This window comes from Actinotalea ferrariae, assembly GCF_019733465.1.
GTDB lineage: Bacteria > Actinomycetota > Actinomycetes > Actinomycetales > Cellulomonadaceae > Actinotalea > Actinotalea ferrariae_A.
This window is the reverse complement of sequence record NZ_JACVQL010000158.1, coordinates 1-14,271: the sequence shown is the minus strand read 5'-3', so window position 1 is coordinate 14,271 and position 14,271 is coordinate 1. Positions and strand designations below refer to the sequence as shown.

Below are 14,271 nucleotides of genomic sequence, written 5' to 3'. Positions count from 1 at the left end.
ATGCGTTTCCTATGTCCTGACGCAGAACACTGCCGCGGGCACCCAGCACACAGCGAGCCCCGGTCCACCGATGGTGGCCGGGGCTTCGTCGTGCAACCCGTCCGTCAGATCGCCGTCAGGCGGTCGGGGCCTCGTCGCGGACGCGGAGCACGACGGCGCCGCGCTTGCGCCCGGTGTCGACGTAGCGGTGCGCCTCGACGACGTCGTCCAGCCCGTACGTGCGGTCGACCACGGGGCGGATCGTCGCCTCGTCCGCGAGCCGCACGAGCAGGGCCAGGTCCTCGGACCTCCACCCGAGGTCTCCCCCGACCACCCGGATGCCGCTGCGCCACCGGCGCCACGGCGCCAGGAGCAGGTCCCCCAGGGCGCCGACGACGACCAGGAGCGAGCCGCCCGGCCGGATCAGCGGCCGGACGCGTCGGAACGACGCGTTGCCGACGCACTCGACGACGACGTCGTACGTCTCGCCGCGCGCAGCGAAGTCCTCGATCTCGTGGTCGACGACGACGTCGGCACCGAGGCTGCGGACCAGCTCGACGTTGCGCCCGCTGCAGACGCCGGTGACACGCGCGCCGAGGTGCTTCGCGAGCTGCACCGCCATGACGCCGACCGCGCCCGACGCCCCGTTGACGAGGACCTCGCTGCCCGGACCGACCCGCCCGGCACGAAGGAAGGCCATCGCCGTGGCGCCGCCGAAGACGAGGGCGACCGCGTCCTCGAACCCCATGTCGTCGGGCACCCGCGTGACCGCCTGGTCGGCGCGGACGAGGGCGTACTCGGCGTGACCGCCGAAGTACGCGCCGGTGGCCGCCGCGACCCGGTCCCCCGGGCGGTAGTCGCGCACCTCGGCGCCGACCGCCTCGACCACGCCCGCCGCCTCCATGCCGAGCACGGTCCGGCGCGGTGCGCGCAGGCCCAGGAGGAAGGGCGCGACGAGCGCGAAGCCGCGCGGCAGGTCGCGGGCCCGCATGCGGTGGTCGGCGACGCTGACGTCCGACGCGTGGACCCTGACCAGGAGGTCCCGCGGGCCAGGCACCGGCCGCGGCACGGACTCGACCCCCACGACCTCGGGCCCGCCGAACCGGTGGTGCACGGCGGCACGCATGAGCGGCGTGGCCGCGGCACGGCGCACACGGTCGGGCCGGTGCTCCTGCGCCTGCGAGGTGGTCATGTCGTCCCCTTCCCCGGCGCCGAGGGCGCCTCCTGAACGTCCTTACGACGTAAGGCTTACGTTGTAAGGTAGAAGCAGCGCACCCCGCCGTCAACACCCTGACGGTGCCGAGATCGCGGCGACGCAGATGAGAAGGTGGGGACCGAGAGGAGGTGGCATGGTCGAGACGACAGACGCGACGCGACGTCGTACCCGCCTCACGCGCGACGCCGTGCTGCGTCGCGCCGTGGCCATCGCCGACGAGCACGGGGTCGAGGCACTCACGATGCGGCGCCTGGCCGAGGAGCTCGGCGTCGAGGCCATGTCGCTGTACCACCACGTGCGGGGGAAGGACGGCATCCTCGACGGGGCGCTCGAGCTCGTCCTCGACGAGATGCTGGACGCCGTCTCCCGTCTCGAGCCTCCGGACCTCGCCGACCCCCGGGACTGGCAGCCGGCCGTGCGCGCACGGATCCTCGCCGCGCGCACCGTCATGCTGCGGCACCGCTGGACACCCCAGGTCATGGAGGCCCGGAACGCCATGACGCTCTCGGCCGCCCGGCACGTCGACGGCATCGTCGCGCTCATGCGCGCCGGAGGGTTCTCCTGGGACCTCGTCCACCACGGGCTGCACGCCCTGGGCAGCCGCGTCCACGGGTTCACGCAGGAGCTGGGCGAGCCGGAGGGCGGCGACGCCGAGGCGGAGGCCGTCCTCGCGCAGATCGCGCCGCACATCCCCCACCTCGTCGCGATGTTCTCGGAGGTCGCCCACGACGAGCCGGGCTCCACGCTGGGCTGGTGCGACGACCAGACCGAGTTCGAGTTCGGCCTCGACCTCGTGCTGGACGGGCTCGAGCGGCTCGCTCGGCAGGGCTGAGCCGGCGCAGGTCGGCGAAGTCCACCCGTCCGGGTGGTCAAGCCCGCGCCCATGGAGGTCGATGGTCCCGGTGAGTGCGTGATCTTCGACGACGAAGGAACACCCCATGACCGATCTCACGGGCGGCGCAGTCCGTCCCGCAGGCTTCAGCGCGAGCGTCCGACCGGCGGCTCCCGAGGTGGGCGCGACGGCGGCGCCCGCAGGCGTCGCCCCGCTGCGCACGGGGGCCGAGCTGCGCGCCGCCCTGGCGGCGCTGCCGACGACGGCCGTGCGCCGCGGCTTCCGGCCCGAGGCCGTCGACCGCCTCGTCGAGAAGGCGGCGGAGGAGCTCGACCGGCGCGCCCGCGGCGAGGCGCCTTCGCTGCGCTCCGAGCACGTCCACCCCGACGGTTTCGCGATGACGCGACCGGGCTACGCCGTCGCGCCGACGCGCGCGCTGCTCGCGGCGGCGGCCCAGGCGCTGCGGGTCGACCGGACGCCGAGGCGGTTCGTCTTCTGACGGGTCCCGCCCCACCACCCCTCCGGCCGCACGTGCCGCGAGGGCCGTCGGCATGCCCGGACGGCAAGGGATGTACGACGAACGCCCGGACGACGAGGCCTGGACGACGACGGCCTGGACGATGAAGGCCCCGCGCGGCGTGAGCCGGCGGGGCCTTCGTCGCGACCGTGCGGGTCGCTCGGTGCTGCGGGTGGTGCTCAGTCCTCGCTGTCGCGCGGCTGCGGCACGCCGTTGAGCAGGCTGCGCACCTCGGCCTCGCTGTACCGACGGTGCCCGCCGAGCGTGCGGATCGCCGAGAGCTTGCCGGCCTTCGCCCAGCGCGTGACCGTCTTCGGGTCGACCCGGAACATGCTCGCGACCTCGGACGGGGTCAGGAGCGCGCCAGGCGCCTCGGTGCGGGTGGTGGAAGCAGACATCTGAGGGGACATGTGCAACTCCTTCGTCGTTCGGTGAGCCCGGCCGACCTCTGGGGTCCCGTGGCTTTGCGTCCCCACCTCGCGGTGGGTTTGCCCTTCTCGCTGACATGGACAGGGTCACACAATCCGGACATCGGCGCAAAGCCCGACGCGCGACGCGGGGCAAGTTCACCCGTTCGCGCGACCGCCGGCCGCCGTCCCGGGCGAGGCGGTCACCGTCGCCGCGCGCCCCGGCGTGGACCGACCTACGGTGGCAGAGCCCGAGAGATCACCGACACACAGGACGCAGGAGGTACTCCGTGCCCACGATCGAGCAGTCCATCGACGTCGACGTCCCGGTCACGACCGTCTACAACCAGTGGACGCAGTTCGAGTCGTTCCCCCAGTTCATGGGCGGCGTCGAGTCGATCACGCAGATCGGCGACACGCTGACGCACTGGCGGACGAAGATCGGCGGGGTCGAGCGCGAGTTCGACGCCGAGATCACCGAGCAGCACCCCGACGAGCGGGTGGCGTGGAAGAGCATCGACGGCAAGACCCATGCGGGCGTCGTCACCTTCCACCGGCTCAGCGACACGACCACGCGGATCATGGTGCAGATCGACTGGGAGACGGAGTCGCTGGTCGAGAAGGTCGGTGCCGTCGTCGGCGTCGATGACGCCCAGGTGAAGGGCGACCTCAAGCGGTTCAAGGAGTTCATCGAGGCGCGCGGCACCGAGACCGGTGCCTGGCGCGGCGACGTCAGCTGAGCGAGCACATCGCCGGCACGACGACCTGAGCAGCACGAGGCCCGGTCCGCGCAGCGGACCGGGCCTCGTCGTCGTGCGGGCCTCGTCGTCGTGCGGGGCTCGTCGTCGTGCGGGGCTCGTGGTCGTGCAGGCCACGGCCGTGCCGCCGACCCGACGATCAGCCGGCCTGCGCCTGCTCGACCTGCCGCTGCTCGGGCTGCGCGCTGCCGAGGGCGGCGCTGCTGCCCGCGTGCTGGATCTCGATCCGGCGGGGCCTGGCCTCCTCCGCCACCGGGATCGTGAGCGTCAGCACGCCGTCCGCGTAGCTGGCCTCGATCCGGTCGAGGGCGAGGCCGCGGCCCACCGTGAGCTGGCGGACGTAGGTCCCCGAGACGCGCTCGCGCGCGAGCCACTGGACGTCGGACTCGGTCCGGGCTGTGCGCTCGGCGCGGATGGTCAGCGTGCGGTCCTCGACGTTGACGTCCACCGAGCCCGGGTCCACGCCGGGCAGGTCCACGTGCATCACGTAGTGGTCGCCGGCGCGGTAGAGGTCCATCGGCATGGTCGGGACCTGGGGGCCGGGAGCCTCCCGCAACGTGCCGAGGAGCTGATCCATCCAGCGGGTCGGGTCCACGAAGGGGTCCAGACGGGTAGCCACGCGACTCACCTCCTCCTGAGGTGCCCCGGACCGTCCGGGGCACGGACGCCCCGGTGGGGAGGGCCCGCACCGGGCGGCTACAGCTCCATTTTCTAGCACTCTCGGGGTAGGAGTGCCAAGTGGTCAGGACCGACGTCCTGGGGACCTTTGGCACACGTCGTGCGCTGCGGCGGCTCCTAGCGTGGACAGCGGATCGACGGAGATCCCCATCCACCGAAGCCGAGACATCGGGAGATCCCGTGGCTGCACGTCCAGTTCCCAGCAAGGCCTCCGAGCCCGCGACGACCCGTGCCGCGACCTCACCCGTCGACGCTCTCGTGGCCGGCGCGACGAAGGCCCTCGCGCAGTACGCGTCCTTCACGCAGGAGGACGTCGACCACATCGTCAGGAAGGCGTCCGTCGCCGCGCTCAACCAGCACGGGGTCCTCGCCCAGCACGCCGTCGCGGAGACCCGCCGCGGCGTCTTCGAGGACAAGGCCGTCAAGAACATCTTCGCGTGCGAGCACGTCACGAACTCGATGGCGTCCCTGAAGACCGTGGGCATCGTCGGCCGCGACGACCTCAGCGGCATCGTGGAGATCGCCGAGCCCGTCGGCGTCGTCGCAGGCATCACACCTGTCACGAACCCCACCTCGACCGCCATCTTCAAGTCGCTGATCGCCCTCAAGACGCGCAACCCGATCATCTTCGCGTTCCACCCGTCGGCCCAGGAGAGCTCGGTCGCCGCGGCGCGCGTCGTGCGCGACGCGGCCGTCGCCGCCGGGGCGCCGGAACACTGCATCCAGTGGGTCTCCGAGCCGTCGATCGCGGCGACGAACGAGCTCATGAACCACCCGGGCGTCGCGCTCATCCTGGCGACCGGCGGGAACGCGATGGTCAAGGCCGCCTACTCGTGCGGCAAGCCGGCGCTGGGCGTCGGCGCGGGCAACGTCCCCGCCTACATCGAGGCGACCGCCAAGCTCAAGCGCGCGGTCAACGACGTCGTCCTCTCCAAGGCCTTCGACAACGGGATGGTGTGCGCGTCCGAGCAGGCCGTCATCCTCGACTCGGAGATCTACGACGAGGCGATGGCCGAGTTCGCCGTGCTGCACGCGTACCGCTGCACGCCCGCCGAGAAGGCCATGCTCGAGCGGTTCATCTTCGGCGTCGAGGCACAGGACGCGGCGTGCAGCGGCGCGAGGCTCAACGCGTCCGTCGTCGGGCAGAGCCCGCAGTGGATCGCCGAGCACGCGGGGTTCGCGGTTCCGGAGGAGACGTCGATCATCCTCGCCGAGGTCGGCGGTGTCGGCCCGGCCGAGCCCCTCACGCGCGAGAAGCTCTGCCCCGTGCTGGCCGTCCTGCGGGCGGACTCGCGCGAGCACGGCATCCGTCTCGCCGAGCAGATGGTCGAGTTCGACGGCCTCGGGCACAGCGCCGCGATCCACACCGAGGACAAGGCGCTGTCGGAGGAGTTCGGCAGCCGCGTCAAGGCGATCCGCGTCATCTGGAACTCGCCGTCCTCGCTCGGCGGCATCGGCGACATCTACAACGCGTTCATCCCGTCGCTCACCCTCGGCTGCGGGAGCTACGGCGCCAACTCGGTCTCGAACAACGTCTCGGCGGTCAACCTGGTGAACATCAAGCGGATCGGCCGGCGCAACAACAACCTGCAGTGGTTCAAGGTCCCCGCCAAGACCTACTTCGAGCCCCACGCGATCCGCTACCTCGCGGACATGCCGGACGTGCACCGGGTCACGATCGTCACCGACGCGACCATGACGACGCTCGGCTTCGTCGACAAGGTGCTCGACGTGCTCGGCCGCCGACCGGAGAAGATCGCCCTGCAGATCCTCGACGACGTCGAGCCCGAGCCGAGCATCGCGACCGTCGACCGTGGCGCCGAGGCCATGCGTCACTTCAACCCCGACACGATCATCGCGCTCGGCGGCGGCTCACCGATGGACGCCGCGAAGGTCATGTGGCTGCGCTACGAGCACCCGGAGATCGTCTTCGCGGACATGCGCGAGAAGTTCTTCGACGTGCGCAAGCGGGCCTTCAAGTTCCCGACGCTGGGCGAGAGGGCGAAGCTCGTCTGCATCCCGACCACGTCGGGCACGGGCGCCGAGGTGACGCCGTTCGCCGTGATCACCGACCAGAGGACCGGCGTGAAGTACCCGCTCGCGGACTACGCGCTGACGCCCACGGTCGCCATCATCGACCCCGCGCTGACCGGGCGGATGCCGGCGTCGCTCGCGGCCGACTCGGGCTTCGACGCCTTGACGCACGCGACCGAGGCGTTCGTCTCCGTCTACGCCAACGACTTCACGGACGGCATGGCACTCCAGGCCATCCGGCTGATCTTCGAGAACCTCGAGCAATCCGTGGTCGGTGGCGAGGCGGCGGTCGTGGCCCGCGAGAAGATGCATAACGCCGGGACGATCGCCGGCATGGCGTTCGGCAACGCCTTCCTCGGCATCGTGCACGCGATGGCGCACACCATCGGCTCGACGTTCCACCTGGTCCACGGCCGCACGAACGCGACGCTGCTGCCGCACGTGATCCGCTACAACGGCACGGTCCCGACCAAGCTCACGAGCTGGCCGAAGTACGAGCACTACGTCGCGCCCGAGCGGTTCCAGGAGATCGCGAAGACCCTGGGGCTCCCGGCGGCGACGCCCGCCGAGGGCGTCGAGTCCTACGCCCGTGCGGTGGAGCGGCTCCGCGACGCCGTCGGGATCCCGGCGTCGTTCGCGGCGCAGGGCGTCTCCGAGCAGGCGTTCATGGGCAAGCTCGACGACCTCGCCATGCGCTCCTACGAGGACCAGTGCGCGCCCGCCAACCCGCGCATGCCGATGCTCGCGGACCTGAAGGACCTCATGACCGCGGCGTTCTACGGGACGTCGCTGCAGGACGTGCGCTCACGGCGCACGGCGGCAGGCGCGGCGGAACAGTCCGCCCAGGAGGCTGTCTCCCAGGCCTGACGCCCGGTGTGCCCGCCCGGTCGCGCGGGCGGGCACACCCTCGTCGCCCGGTGGCCGCGGCGGCCCCCGGGCGGGCAGACTGAAGGCCCCCGCTCCCCCGGAGGTCTCATGCGCACGTCGTCCCGGACCCGCTCCCGGCTGCTCGCACCGTCCCTCTGCGCCCTGCTCACGGCCGGCCTGCTGGCCGGGTGCAGCGAGGGCCAGGACCTGCCCGACGTCGACCTCGACCGCATCGGCGAGGACGTCCAGGAAGGCGTGGACGGCGCACGCCGCTCGGTCCAGGACCTCGAACGGACGCTCGACGAGGCCACGCTCGACGACGAGGCGAAGGCCCAGGTGGAGGACGCGGTCACCTCCGCGGGCACCGCGATCGACCAGGCCCGCGCGGCGGTCGAGGGCGCGGCCGACGACGCCGGACCCGAGGCGGAGCAGGCCGTCGCGGACGCGCGGACCGCGCTCCAGGACGCCGAGCAGAAGCTCGACGCGGCCGCCGGCGACGCCGACGGCGCGCTCCGGACGGCGCTCGACGCGCTGCGTGAGCAGGTCGAGAGCCTCGGTCAGCAGCTCGACGAGGCCTGAGCGCGCCGGTCGTCGCGGCGCCGCGGGCTGCGACGCGGCGGCCCACGAGCCAGCCGACGAGCCGGTCCGGACGGTCGGTGATCACCGCGTCGACACCCGCGTCCGTCGCGAGCGCCCACTGCTCCGGCTCGTCGAGCGTCCAGACCATCACCTGGAGCCCGGCCGCGTGGAGCTCGGTCACGAGGCCGGGCCGGTCGAGCAGCACGCGACCGTGCGGGTTGCACGCGACGACGTCGAGCTCCGCGCACAGGGCGAGGAGGTCCTCGTCCCACTCCGCCACGAGCAGGCCGCGACGCAGAGCGGGGTCGGCGTGGCGCAGCGCCTCCACCGTCCGGGGCCAGAAGCTCTGCGCGACCACGCGGTCGGTGAGCCCGGCCCGGGCGATCGGCTCGGTGAGCCGACGGACGTCCGCCACGCCCCACGCGCCCTTGACCTCGAGCAGCAGCTCGATGCCGGGCCGCGCGACGAGGAGCTCGACCACCTCGTCGAAGGTGGGCACCCGCTGACCCGCGAACGCCGGTGCGAACCACGAGCCCGCGTCCAGCCGGCGCAGGTCGGCGAGGTCCATGCTGCTGACGTCTCCCGCGCCGTCCGTCGTGGCGTCGACCGACTCGTCGTGGATCACGACGACGTGCCCGTCCCGCGTGAGGCGCACGTCGAGCTCGATGCTGTGCGCCCCGGCACGCCATGCCGCCTCGAACGCCGCGAGAGTGTTCTGCGGCGCGAGCGCCGACGCACCACGGTGGGCGACGACGGCCGTCACAGGTAGGGCTCGACGTTCTCGCGGTGCGCCGTCTCGATCCGCGGCGTGATCTCCGCGAACGCGGCCTCCGGGTCCGTGCCCTCGAGCACGATCTGCTCGATCGCGTCGGTCAGGATCTGGTCGGCCGAGGGCACGAACACGCGGATCCAGTCCTGCGAGCGCGCCTTGTCGGCGAGCTGGTCGACGGCGGTGCGGAACTGCGGCATCTGCTCGTAGACGGCCTGCATCGCGTCGGACTCGACGGCCGACGTGCGCACGGGCATGTACCCGGTGCTCTGGGAGAAGTACGCCGTCGCGTCCGTGTCGGTGAGGAATGCGAGGAACGTCGCCGCCGCGAGCTGCTGCTCGGGGGTACGCGACGACGGGATGGCGAGGCCGGTGCCGCCGGTCGGCGTCCCGGAGCCCGCGGGACCGTCGGGCAGGTAGGCCGTCCCGACCTCGAAGGTGGCCGACTCGAGGATGCCCGTGAGGCTTCCCGTCGAGCCGATCGTCGAGGCGACGACACCGGCGGCGAAGTCCGCGTTGGCGTCGGTCGAGACGGTCGCGATCCTCGAGCCGTGGAAGAGGTCGTGGACGAACTCCCCCGCGGCGAGTGCCTCGGGCGTGTCGAGCGTCGTCTCCCACCCGTCGCTGTACTGGCCACCGTGCGCCCACAGCATGTTCTGGAACCACCACGCCGACCACGACGGACCGGTCGCCAGGCCCATCGGCGCGCCGTCGACGGGGACCTGGGTCCGCAGGGCCTCGCTCCACTCCCCCAGCTCGTCCCAGGTCTCAGGGCCCCGGTCGGGGAGGCCGGCAGCGGCCCACATGTCCTTGTTGTAGTAGAAGAGCGGCGTCGAGCGCGCGTACGGGGCCGCCCAGTGGGCGCCGTCGTACTCGTAGTCACCGTAGAGCGCGGGGACGAAGTCCTCGGTGTCGACGTCCAGGTGCTCGAAGACGCCGTCCAGCGGGAGGATCTGGTCGTTGAGGTGGTACCGGAACCACCACACGTCGCTCGCGATGACGAGGTCCGGCAGCTCGTCGGTCTGCGACGCGGCCTGGAAGCGCTGCGCGACCTCGTCGTAGCCGGCGCCCGCGGTCACCAGGTTCACGGTGATCTCGGGGTGCACCTCGTTGAACCTGCGGATCAGCTCCTGCTCGACCTCCTGGGAGGCACCCGGGTGGTTGCTCCACCAGGTGATCTCCGAGGCGGGCTCGACGGTCGACCAGTCGACCTCGTCGAGGGTCCCGGCCTCGGCGGCCGCCGACGTGTCGGTGCCGACGGCGGGTCCTGAGCACGCGGCCAGTGCGGCCGTCGCGAGCACGGCGAGGGCGCCGACGGCGGTGCGCCGCGGGTGCGGGGCAGGGCGGGGGTGGGACACGGGGTTCTCCTCGGTGGTGGGGCCGCGGCTCGTCGAGGCACCGCGGGGTCTCGGGGGTCGTGCCGGGTGGGTGTGGGGTCGCGCGGCCCGGCTCAGCCGGTGACGGCACCTGCGGTGAGCCCTGCCACCAGCCGGCGCTGGAGCAGGAGGAAGACGAGCAGGATCGGGAGCGTGACGACGACGGTCGCCGCGAGCAGGACGCCCCAGTTGGTCATCCCGTCGATGTTCTGGAGCAGGGTCAGGCCGACGGGGAGCGTCATCTTCTCCGCGTCGTCCACGACGAGGAACGGCCACAGGTAGTCGTTCCACTCGGTGACGACCGAGACGAGCGCCACGGCCGCGAGCGTCGGCACGGACATGGGCACGACGACCCGCCACAGCGTCCGCCAGTGGCCCGCGCCGTCGAGCTCGGCCGCCTCGACCACCGACCGCGGCAGCGAGAGGAAGTGCTGGCGGAACAGGAACGTGCCGAACGCGCTCGCGAGCCCGGGCACGAGGATCCCCTGATAGGTGTTGAGCCAGCCCAGGTCGGCGACGAGCGTGTAGTTCGGGATGATCGTGATCTGCGGCGGGATCATCAGCGTCGCGAGGACGAGGACGAACACCGCACGACGCAGCGGCACGTCGAGGAAGACGAGCGCGTACGCGCAGCACAGTCCCAGCACCACCTTGAGCCCGGAGCCCACGAGGGTGAGCGCGATGCTGTTGGCGAGCAGGCGGCCCAACGGCACGGTCTGGGCCGCCTGGAGGTAGTTGGCGAGGTCCGCCTGCTGGGGCAGCCACTGGAGCGGCAGCCGGTAGAGCTCGTCGCGGTCCTTGAGGCTCGCGAGGAGCATCCACAGCAGGGGCGCACCGAGCACGACGGTGGCCGCGACCATCGCCACGTACCCGCCGACGTCGAGACGACGGCCACGGCGGCGGCCCGTGGGCACGCCTCGCCGCTGTCTGCGGGTCGGTGGCGGCGCGCCGACCGGCGGTGCGGGTGCGGCGACGGGGGCGGGACGGGGCGGTGTCTGGACGCTCATGCGTAGTGCACCTTCCGCTCCACGAACCGGAGCTGGACGGCCGTGACCACGAGGAGGAGGACGAACAGCACGGTGGCGCCCGCGGAGGCGTAGCCTGCCCGTCCGTTGACGAAGCCCTCCTCGTAGATCTGGTACATGAGCGTCGTCGTGCTGCCGAGCGGTCCACCCTGCGTCATCGCCTGGATCAGGTCGAAGGACTGCAACGAGCTGAGCATCATCGTCACGAGCAGGAAGAACGTCGTCGGGGTCAGCAGCGGCAGCACCACCGAGCGCAGGGTCCGCGCGGGTGAGGCGCCGTCGAGGGCGGCGGCGTCGCGCAGGTCCTGAGGGATGGACTGGAGCCCGGCGAGGTAGATGAGCGCGACGTAGCCCACGTGCTTCCACAGGTAGACCACGACCACCATGACGAGCGGCCACGGCGGGTCGGTGTACCACTGCGGCGACGCCGCACCGAACCAGCCCAGGACGGTCGACATCAGTCCGTACCGCGGGTCGAAGATGAACAGCCAGAGGATGCCGACCGCGAAGCCCGACAGCACGTAGGGCGCGAAGGCGACCGTGCGCGCGACACCCCGGCCGACGAGCCGCCGGTCCAGCAGGAGCGCCAGGCCGAGCCCCATGACGAGCGCGCCGCCGACGGTGGCCGCGGTGAAGACCCCTGTCGTGACCAGCACGCCGGCCGTCTCGGGGCTGGTGAACCACTCGCGGTAGTTGCCGAGCCCGATGAACCGGGCGACGGGACTGCCGAGGTTCCACTGCAGGGTCGACAGGTAGAGGCTCTCGACGAGCGGGCGGTACACGAAGACGAGCAGCAGGAGCACGTTGGGCCCGGCGAGCAGGGCGAACGCGAGGGTCGCCCGGCGCCGTCGGCGACGGGCGCCCGGCCGGCGCGCGAGGCGCGCGACGGGGCGCCCGTCCGCGGCGTGCGGACGACGCGCAGGGAGGACTGCGATGGACATCGGGAGGGTCTCCGCGGGTGTGACGAGCAGGGGAGATGAAGGTCCGGACGTGCCGGCGAGCCGGTGGACCGCGAGTCACGCTAGGGCGGTCACCGGCCCGTGAGGACGCCTTCGGGAGCACGTTCGGGCGACGTTCGGGCACTGTTCACGCCGGTCGCCCGGCGGCCGCCGGAGGTTCGCCGGACGTCCGTCCGCACGCCGCGCGTCGGTGCGTGAGACCGGGGAGGCCGAGGCCGCCGGAGGCCCGCTACCGTTGCCGCCGTGAGTCCTCACCACACCGCCGCCACCCGCCCGTCGCCCCTCTCGGGCCACCAGGTCCAGCTGGTCCTCGACGACCAGGAGGTGACCGTCACCGACGTCGGCGCGAAGGTGCGCCGGTACGCCGTCGGCGGCCGCGACGTCTTCACGCCGTTCGGCGAGGACGAGGTGGCGCCCGCGGGCCACGGAGCCGTGCTCGCGCCCTGGCCGAACCGGATCCGGGACGGCCGGTACACGGTGGACGGCCAGGAGCTGCAGCTCGACATCAGCGAGCCCGACCTCGGCACGGCCCTGCACGGCCTGGTGATGTGGCAGCGCTGGGAGGTGCTGGGGAGCGTCGACGAGGCCCACGTGGCGGGGCACGCCGCGACGCTGCGGCTGCGCCTCGCGCCGAGCCCCGGCTACCCCTTCGACCTCCTCCTCCAGGTCACGTACCGACTCACGGCGGCCGGGCTGCACGTCCAGACGACGGCGACCAACCTGGGCACCCGGCCGGCGCCCTACGGCGTCGGCTTCCACCCGTGGCTCTCGCCCGGTGGCGCGTCGCTCGACGAGTGCACGGTGCGGCTCGACGCGGCCACGCGCGTCACGGTCGACGAGCGGCTGCTGCCGACGGGGACGGAGCCGGTGGCGGGCGACTACGACCTGCGCACGCCGCGCTCGCTGCGGGGGCTCGACCTCGACGACGCCTACCTCGACGTCATCCGCGACGAGGACGGCCTCTCCTGGATCCGCGTCGAGGGACCGGACGGACGCACGGCGGCGGTCTGGATGGACGAGTCGATGGACGCGTGGCAGATCTGCACGGGCGACCACATCAGCCCCGAGCGCGTCCGCCGCACCGGCGTCGCGGCCGAGCCGATGAGCTGCATCGCGGACGCGTTCCGCACGGGTGACCGGCTGGTGCACATCGCCCCCGGCGAGAGCCACGAGGTCACCTGGGGCGCAGCCCTCCTCTGACGGGCCCGCGCCGTGCGCGCGGGCGAGCCGGTCAGGCGCCGCTGAGCCGTGCGTGCACGTGCCAGTGCGCGGTCCACGCCTCGGCCTCGTCCGCGGTCATCGTGCGGGCGTGCCAGCGTCGGATGTCGGGATCGGCGTAGGCCCCCACGACCGCCTCCACGTCCGCCGGGTCCCACGGGCGAAGCACGAGCCTCGCGCTGCTCAGCACCGGCTGGTCACGCCCTGCGAAGGTCCCGGCCGGCAGCACCGCGGTGGTGGTGAGGGGCACGACCGTCATCCTGCCCTGCTCCGCCTGACCGTGGCGACGACCCCCACCGCGGAGGGCCCGCCGGCGGGACCTCAGTAGTTGGTGCCCATCTCCGACGTGCCGGGGACGAACTCCCAGTGCCACGGCTCGAAGGCGCCCGAGCCGCCCGGCCGCGCCCACTGCGGGTTGTCCCAGCCGAACGTCGGGCCGTTGTCCTGGAGCCAGCCCATGACCGACGACGACCGGTTCTCCGACGTGCACAGGTCGATCGCGAGACCCCAGCCGTGGTTCGAGGTCCCCGGGGACGCGGCGAGACCCGGCTTCTGCGCCGCGACGCGACGCTGGTCGGCGAGGGAGCGGTACGAGTCGGTCAGGCACAGGTCCCGGCCGAACGCCGCGCGGAAGTTCGCGTTGAGCTCCGCGAGGGCGACGGCCGCGTCGCCTCGGAGCATCTGGTCGTCGACCCAGAGCCGGCACAGGTCCGAGGCCGGGATGAGCCCGTTCGAGCCGGCCGGACGGGCCTCGCCGTCGCAGCCCGGCAGCGGGTCCCGGTCGTAGGAGCGGCTCGCCATCTCGCTCAGCCGCTCGGCGCCGCGCACGGCGGCGAGGACGGAGGTGGCCGTCGCGTGCTCGCCACCACCCGCGAGGACGTCGTAGGCGGAGGGCAGGGACGGGTCGGCCGCCACGGTCAGCGCCTCGGCGTCCACGGTGGCGACCTCGGCGCGGTGGTCCACGAGCGGCACCGCGATGGTCGCGACGGCGAGCGCCGCGAGCACGCCGGCGCGCGGGAGCCACGCGCGCGGGGCGGACGCGGGCGCCAGACCGGCC

General features: G+C 72.7%; 14 protein-coding genes, 1 pseudogene and 1 riboswitch. Of the genes and pseudogenes, 6 read left to right on the top strand and 9 right to left on the bottom strand.

Annotation, left to right across the window (positions count from 1 at the left end; all coding sequences use genetic code 11):
• Positions 1-115: 115 nt before the first annotated feature.
• The gene (locus ICW40_RS12840) at positions 116-1,171 is read right to left on the bottom strand and encodes an NAD(P)-dependent alcohol dehydrogenase (protein ID WP_221654413.1); all 1,056 of its coding nucleotides are present in this window, start codon (positions 1,169-1,171) and stop codon (positions 116-118) included.
• 157 nt (positions 1,172-1,328) lie between these two features.
• Here ICW40_RS12840 and ICW40_RS12835 point away from each other — a divergent pair, with 157 nt between their 5' ends.
• Positions 1,329-2,027 carry a TetR/AcrR family transcriptional regulator gene (locus tag ICW40_RS12835; protein WP_221654412.1) on the top strand — a complete coding sequence of 233 codons (699 nt, stop codon included), beginning with the start codon at positions 1,329-1,331 and terminating at the stop codon, positions 2,025-2,027.
• Positions 2,028-2,133: 106 nt separating this feature from the next.
• Positions 2,134-2,526, top strand: coding sequence for a hypothetical protein (locus ICW40_RS12830; RefSeq protein ID WP_221654411.1), 393 nt, complete (start codon positions 2,134-2,136; stop codon positions 2,524-2,526).
• A 197-nt stretch (positions 2,527-2,723) separates the two neighbouring features.
• On the opposite strand, the gene ICW40_RS12825 is transcribed toward ICW40_RS12830, so the two are convergent.
• Positions 2,724-2,942 (bottom strand): BldC family transcriptional regulator, encoded by a 219-nt coding sequence (locus ICW40_RS12825; protein ID WP_221654415.1) that lies wholly within the window; start codon positions 2,940-2,942, stop codon positions 2,724-2,726.
• A gap of 29 nt (positions 2,943-2,971) precedes the next feature.
• Positions 2,972-3,047, bottom strand: a riboswitch (cyclic di-GMP riboswitch).
• Positions 3,048-3,241: 194 nt separating this feature from the next.
• On the opposite strand from ICW40_RS12825, the gene ICW40_RS12820 reads away from it, so the two are divergent.
• Entirely contained in the window at positions 3,242-3,691 is a 450-nt protein-coding gene (locus tag ICW40_RS12820; protein WP_221654410.1) for an SRPBCC family protein, read from the top strand.
• 157 nt (positions 3,692-3,848) lie between these two features.
• Here the strand turns inward: ICW40_RS12820 and ICW40_RS12815 are convergent, their stop codons facing one another.
• Complete coding sequence (locus ICW40_RS12815; protein ID WP_308121785.1) at positions 3,849-4,328, bottom strand: Hsp20/alpha crystallin family protein; 480 nt, start codon at positions 4,326-4,328, stop codon at positions 3,849-3,851.
• 239 nt (positions 4,329-4,567) lie between these two features.
• Between ICW40_RS12815 and adhE the strand changes: the two genes are divergently transcribed.
• Both adhE and ICW40_RS21060 read left to right on the top strand, forming a co-directional pair.
• Positions 4,568-7,288 carry a bifunctional acetaldehyde-CoA/alcohol dehydrogenase gene (gene adhE, locus ICW40_RS12810; protein ID WP_221654409.1) on the top strand — a complete coding sequence of 907 codons (2,721 nt, stop codon included), beginning with the start codon at positions 4,568-4,570 and terminating at the stop codon, positions 7,286-7,288.
• A 108-nt stretch (positions 7,289-7,396) separates the two neighbouring features.
• Complete coding sequence (locus tag ICW40_RS21060; RefSeq protein ID WP_260459173.1) at positions 7,397-7,867, top strand: hypothetical protein; 471 nt, start codon at positions 7,397-7,399, stop codon at positions 7,865-7,867.
• Between the two features lie 76 nt (positions 7,868-7,943).
• Here the strand turns inward: ICW40_RS21060 and ICW40_RS21055 are convergent.
• The 4 genes and pseudogenes from ICW40_RS21055 to ICW40_RS12790 form a co-directional block, all read right to left on the bottom strand.
• Positions 7,944-8,630: pseudogene (locus ICW40_RS21055) on the bottom strand (glycerophosphodiester phosphodiesterase); the annotation flags it as partial.
• Positions 8,627-9,994, bottom strand: coding sequence for an ABC transporter substrate-binding protein (locus ICW40_RS12800; protein ID WP_221654407.1), 1,368 nt, complete (start codon positions 9,992-9,994; stop codon positions 8,627-8,629). The pseudogene ICW40_RS21055 and the gene ICW40_RS12800, both read right to left, overlap by 4 nt.
• 92 nt (positions 9,995-10,086) lie before the next feature.
• On the bottom strand, positions 10,087-11,019 hold the full coding sequence (locus tag ICW40_RS12795) for a carbohydrate ABC transporter permease (RefSeq protein ID WP_221654406.1): 933 nt from the start codon (positions 11,017-11,019) through the stop codon (positions 10,087-10,089).
• On the bottom strand, positions 11,016-11,978 hold the full coding sequence (locus tag ICW40_RS12790; RefSeq protein ID WP_221654405.1) for a carbohydrate ABC transporter permease: 963 nt from the start codon (positions 11,976-11,978) through the stop codon (positions 11,016-11,018). The genes ICW40_RS12795 and ICW40_RS12790 overlap by 4 nt, the downstream gene beginning before the upstream one ends.
• Before the next feature lie 261 nt (positions 11,979-12,239).
• Here ICW40_RS12790 and ICW40_RS12785 point away from each other — a divergent pair, with 261 nt between their 5' ends.
• Positions 12,240-13,196: an aldose 1-epimerase family protein gene (locus ICW40_RS12785; RefSeq protein ID WP_221654404.1), complete on the top strand. Its 957-nt coding sequence runs from the start codon at positions 12,240-12,242 to the stop codon at positions 13,194-13,196.
• Between the two features lie 31 nt (positions 13,197-13,227).
• On the opposite strand, the gene ICW40_RS12780 is transcribed toward ICW40_RS12785, so the two are convergent.
• Both ICW40_RS12780 and ICW40_RS12775 read right to left on the bottom strand, forming a co-directional pair.
• Positions 13,228-13,473, bottom strand: coding sequence for a GNAT family N-acetyltransferase (locus ICW40_RS12780; protein ID WP_221654403.1), 246 nt, complete (start codon positions 13,471-13,473; stop codon positions 13,228-13,230).
• A gap of 62 nt (positions 13,474-13,535) precedes the next feature.
• A partial coding sequence (locus ICW40_RS12775; RefSeq protein WP_221654402.1) for a M15 family metallopeptidase occupies positions 13,536-14,271 on the bottom strand: 736 nt, incomplete at its 5' end.

Coding starts and splice junctions, on each gene's coding strand:
- ICW40_RS12825 (WP_221654415.1), bottom strand. CDS start 2,942: ATGTCTGCTTCCACCACCCGCACCGAGGCGCCTGGCGCGCTCCTGACC.
- ICW40_RS12830 (WP_221654411.1), top strand. CDS start 2,134: ATGACCGATCTCACGGGCGGCGCAGTCCGTCCCGCAGGCTTCAGCGCG.
- ICW40_RS12840 (WP_221654413.1), bottom strand. CDS start 1,171: ATGACCACCTCGCAGGCGCAGGAGCACCGGCCCGACCGTGTGCGCCGT.
- ICW40_RS12780 (WP_221654403.1), bottom strand. CDS start 13,473: ATGACGGTCGTGCCCCTCACCACCACCGCGGTGCTGCCGGCCGGGACC.
- ICW40_RS12795 (WP_221654406.1), bottom strand. CDS start 11,019: ATGAGCGTCCAGACACCGCCCCGTCCCGCCCCCGTCGCCGCACCCGCA.
- ICW40_RS12790 (WP_221654405.1), bottom strand. CDS start 11,978: ATGTCCATCGCAGTCCTCCCTGCGCGTCGTCCGCACGCCGCGGACGGG.
- ICW40_RS12835 (WP_221654412.1), top strand. CDS start 1,329: ATGGTCGAGACGACAGACGCGACGCGACGTCGTACCCGCCTCACGCGC.
- ICW40_RS21060 (WP_260459173.1), top strand. CDS start 7,397: ATGCGCACGTCGTCCCGGACCCGCTCCCGGCTGCTCGCACCGTCCCTC.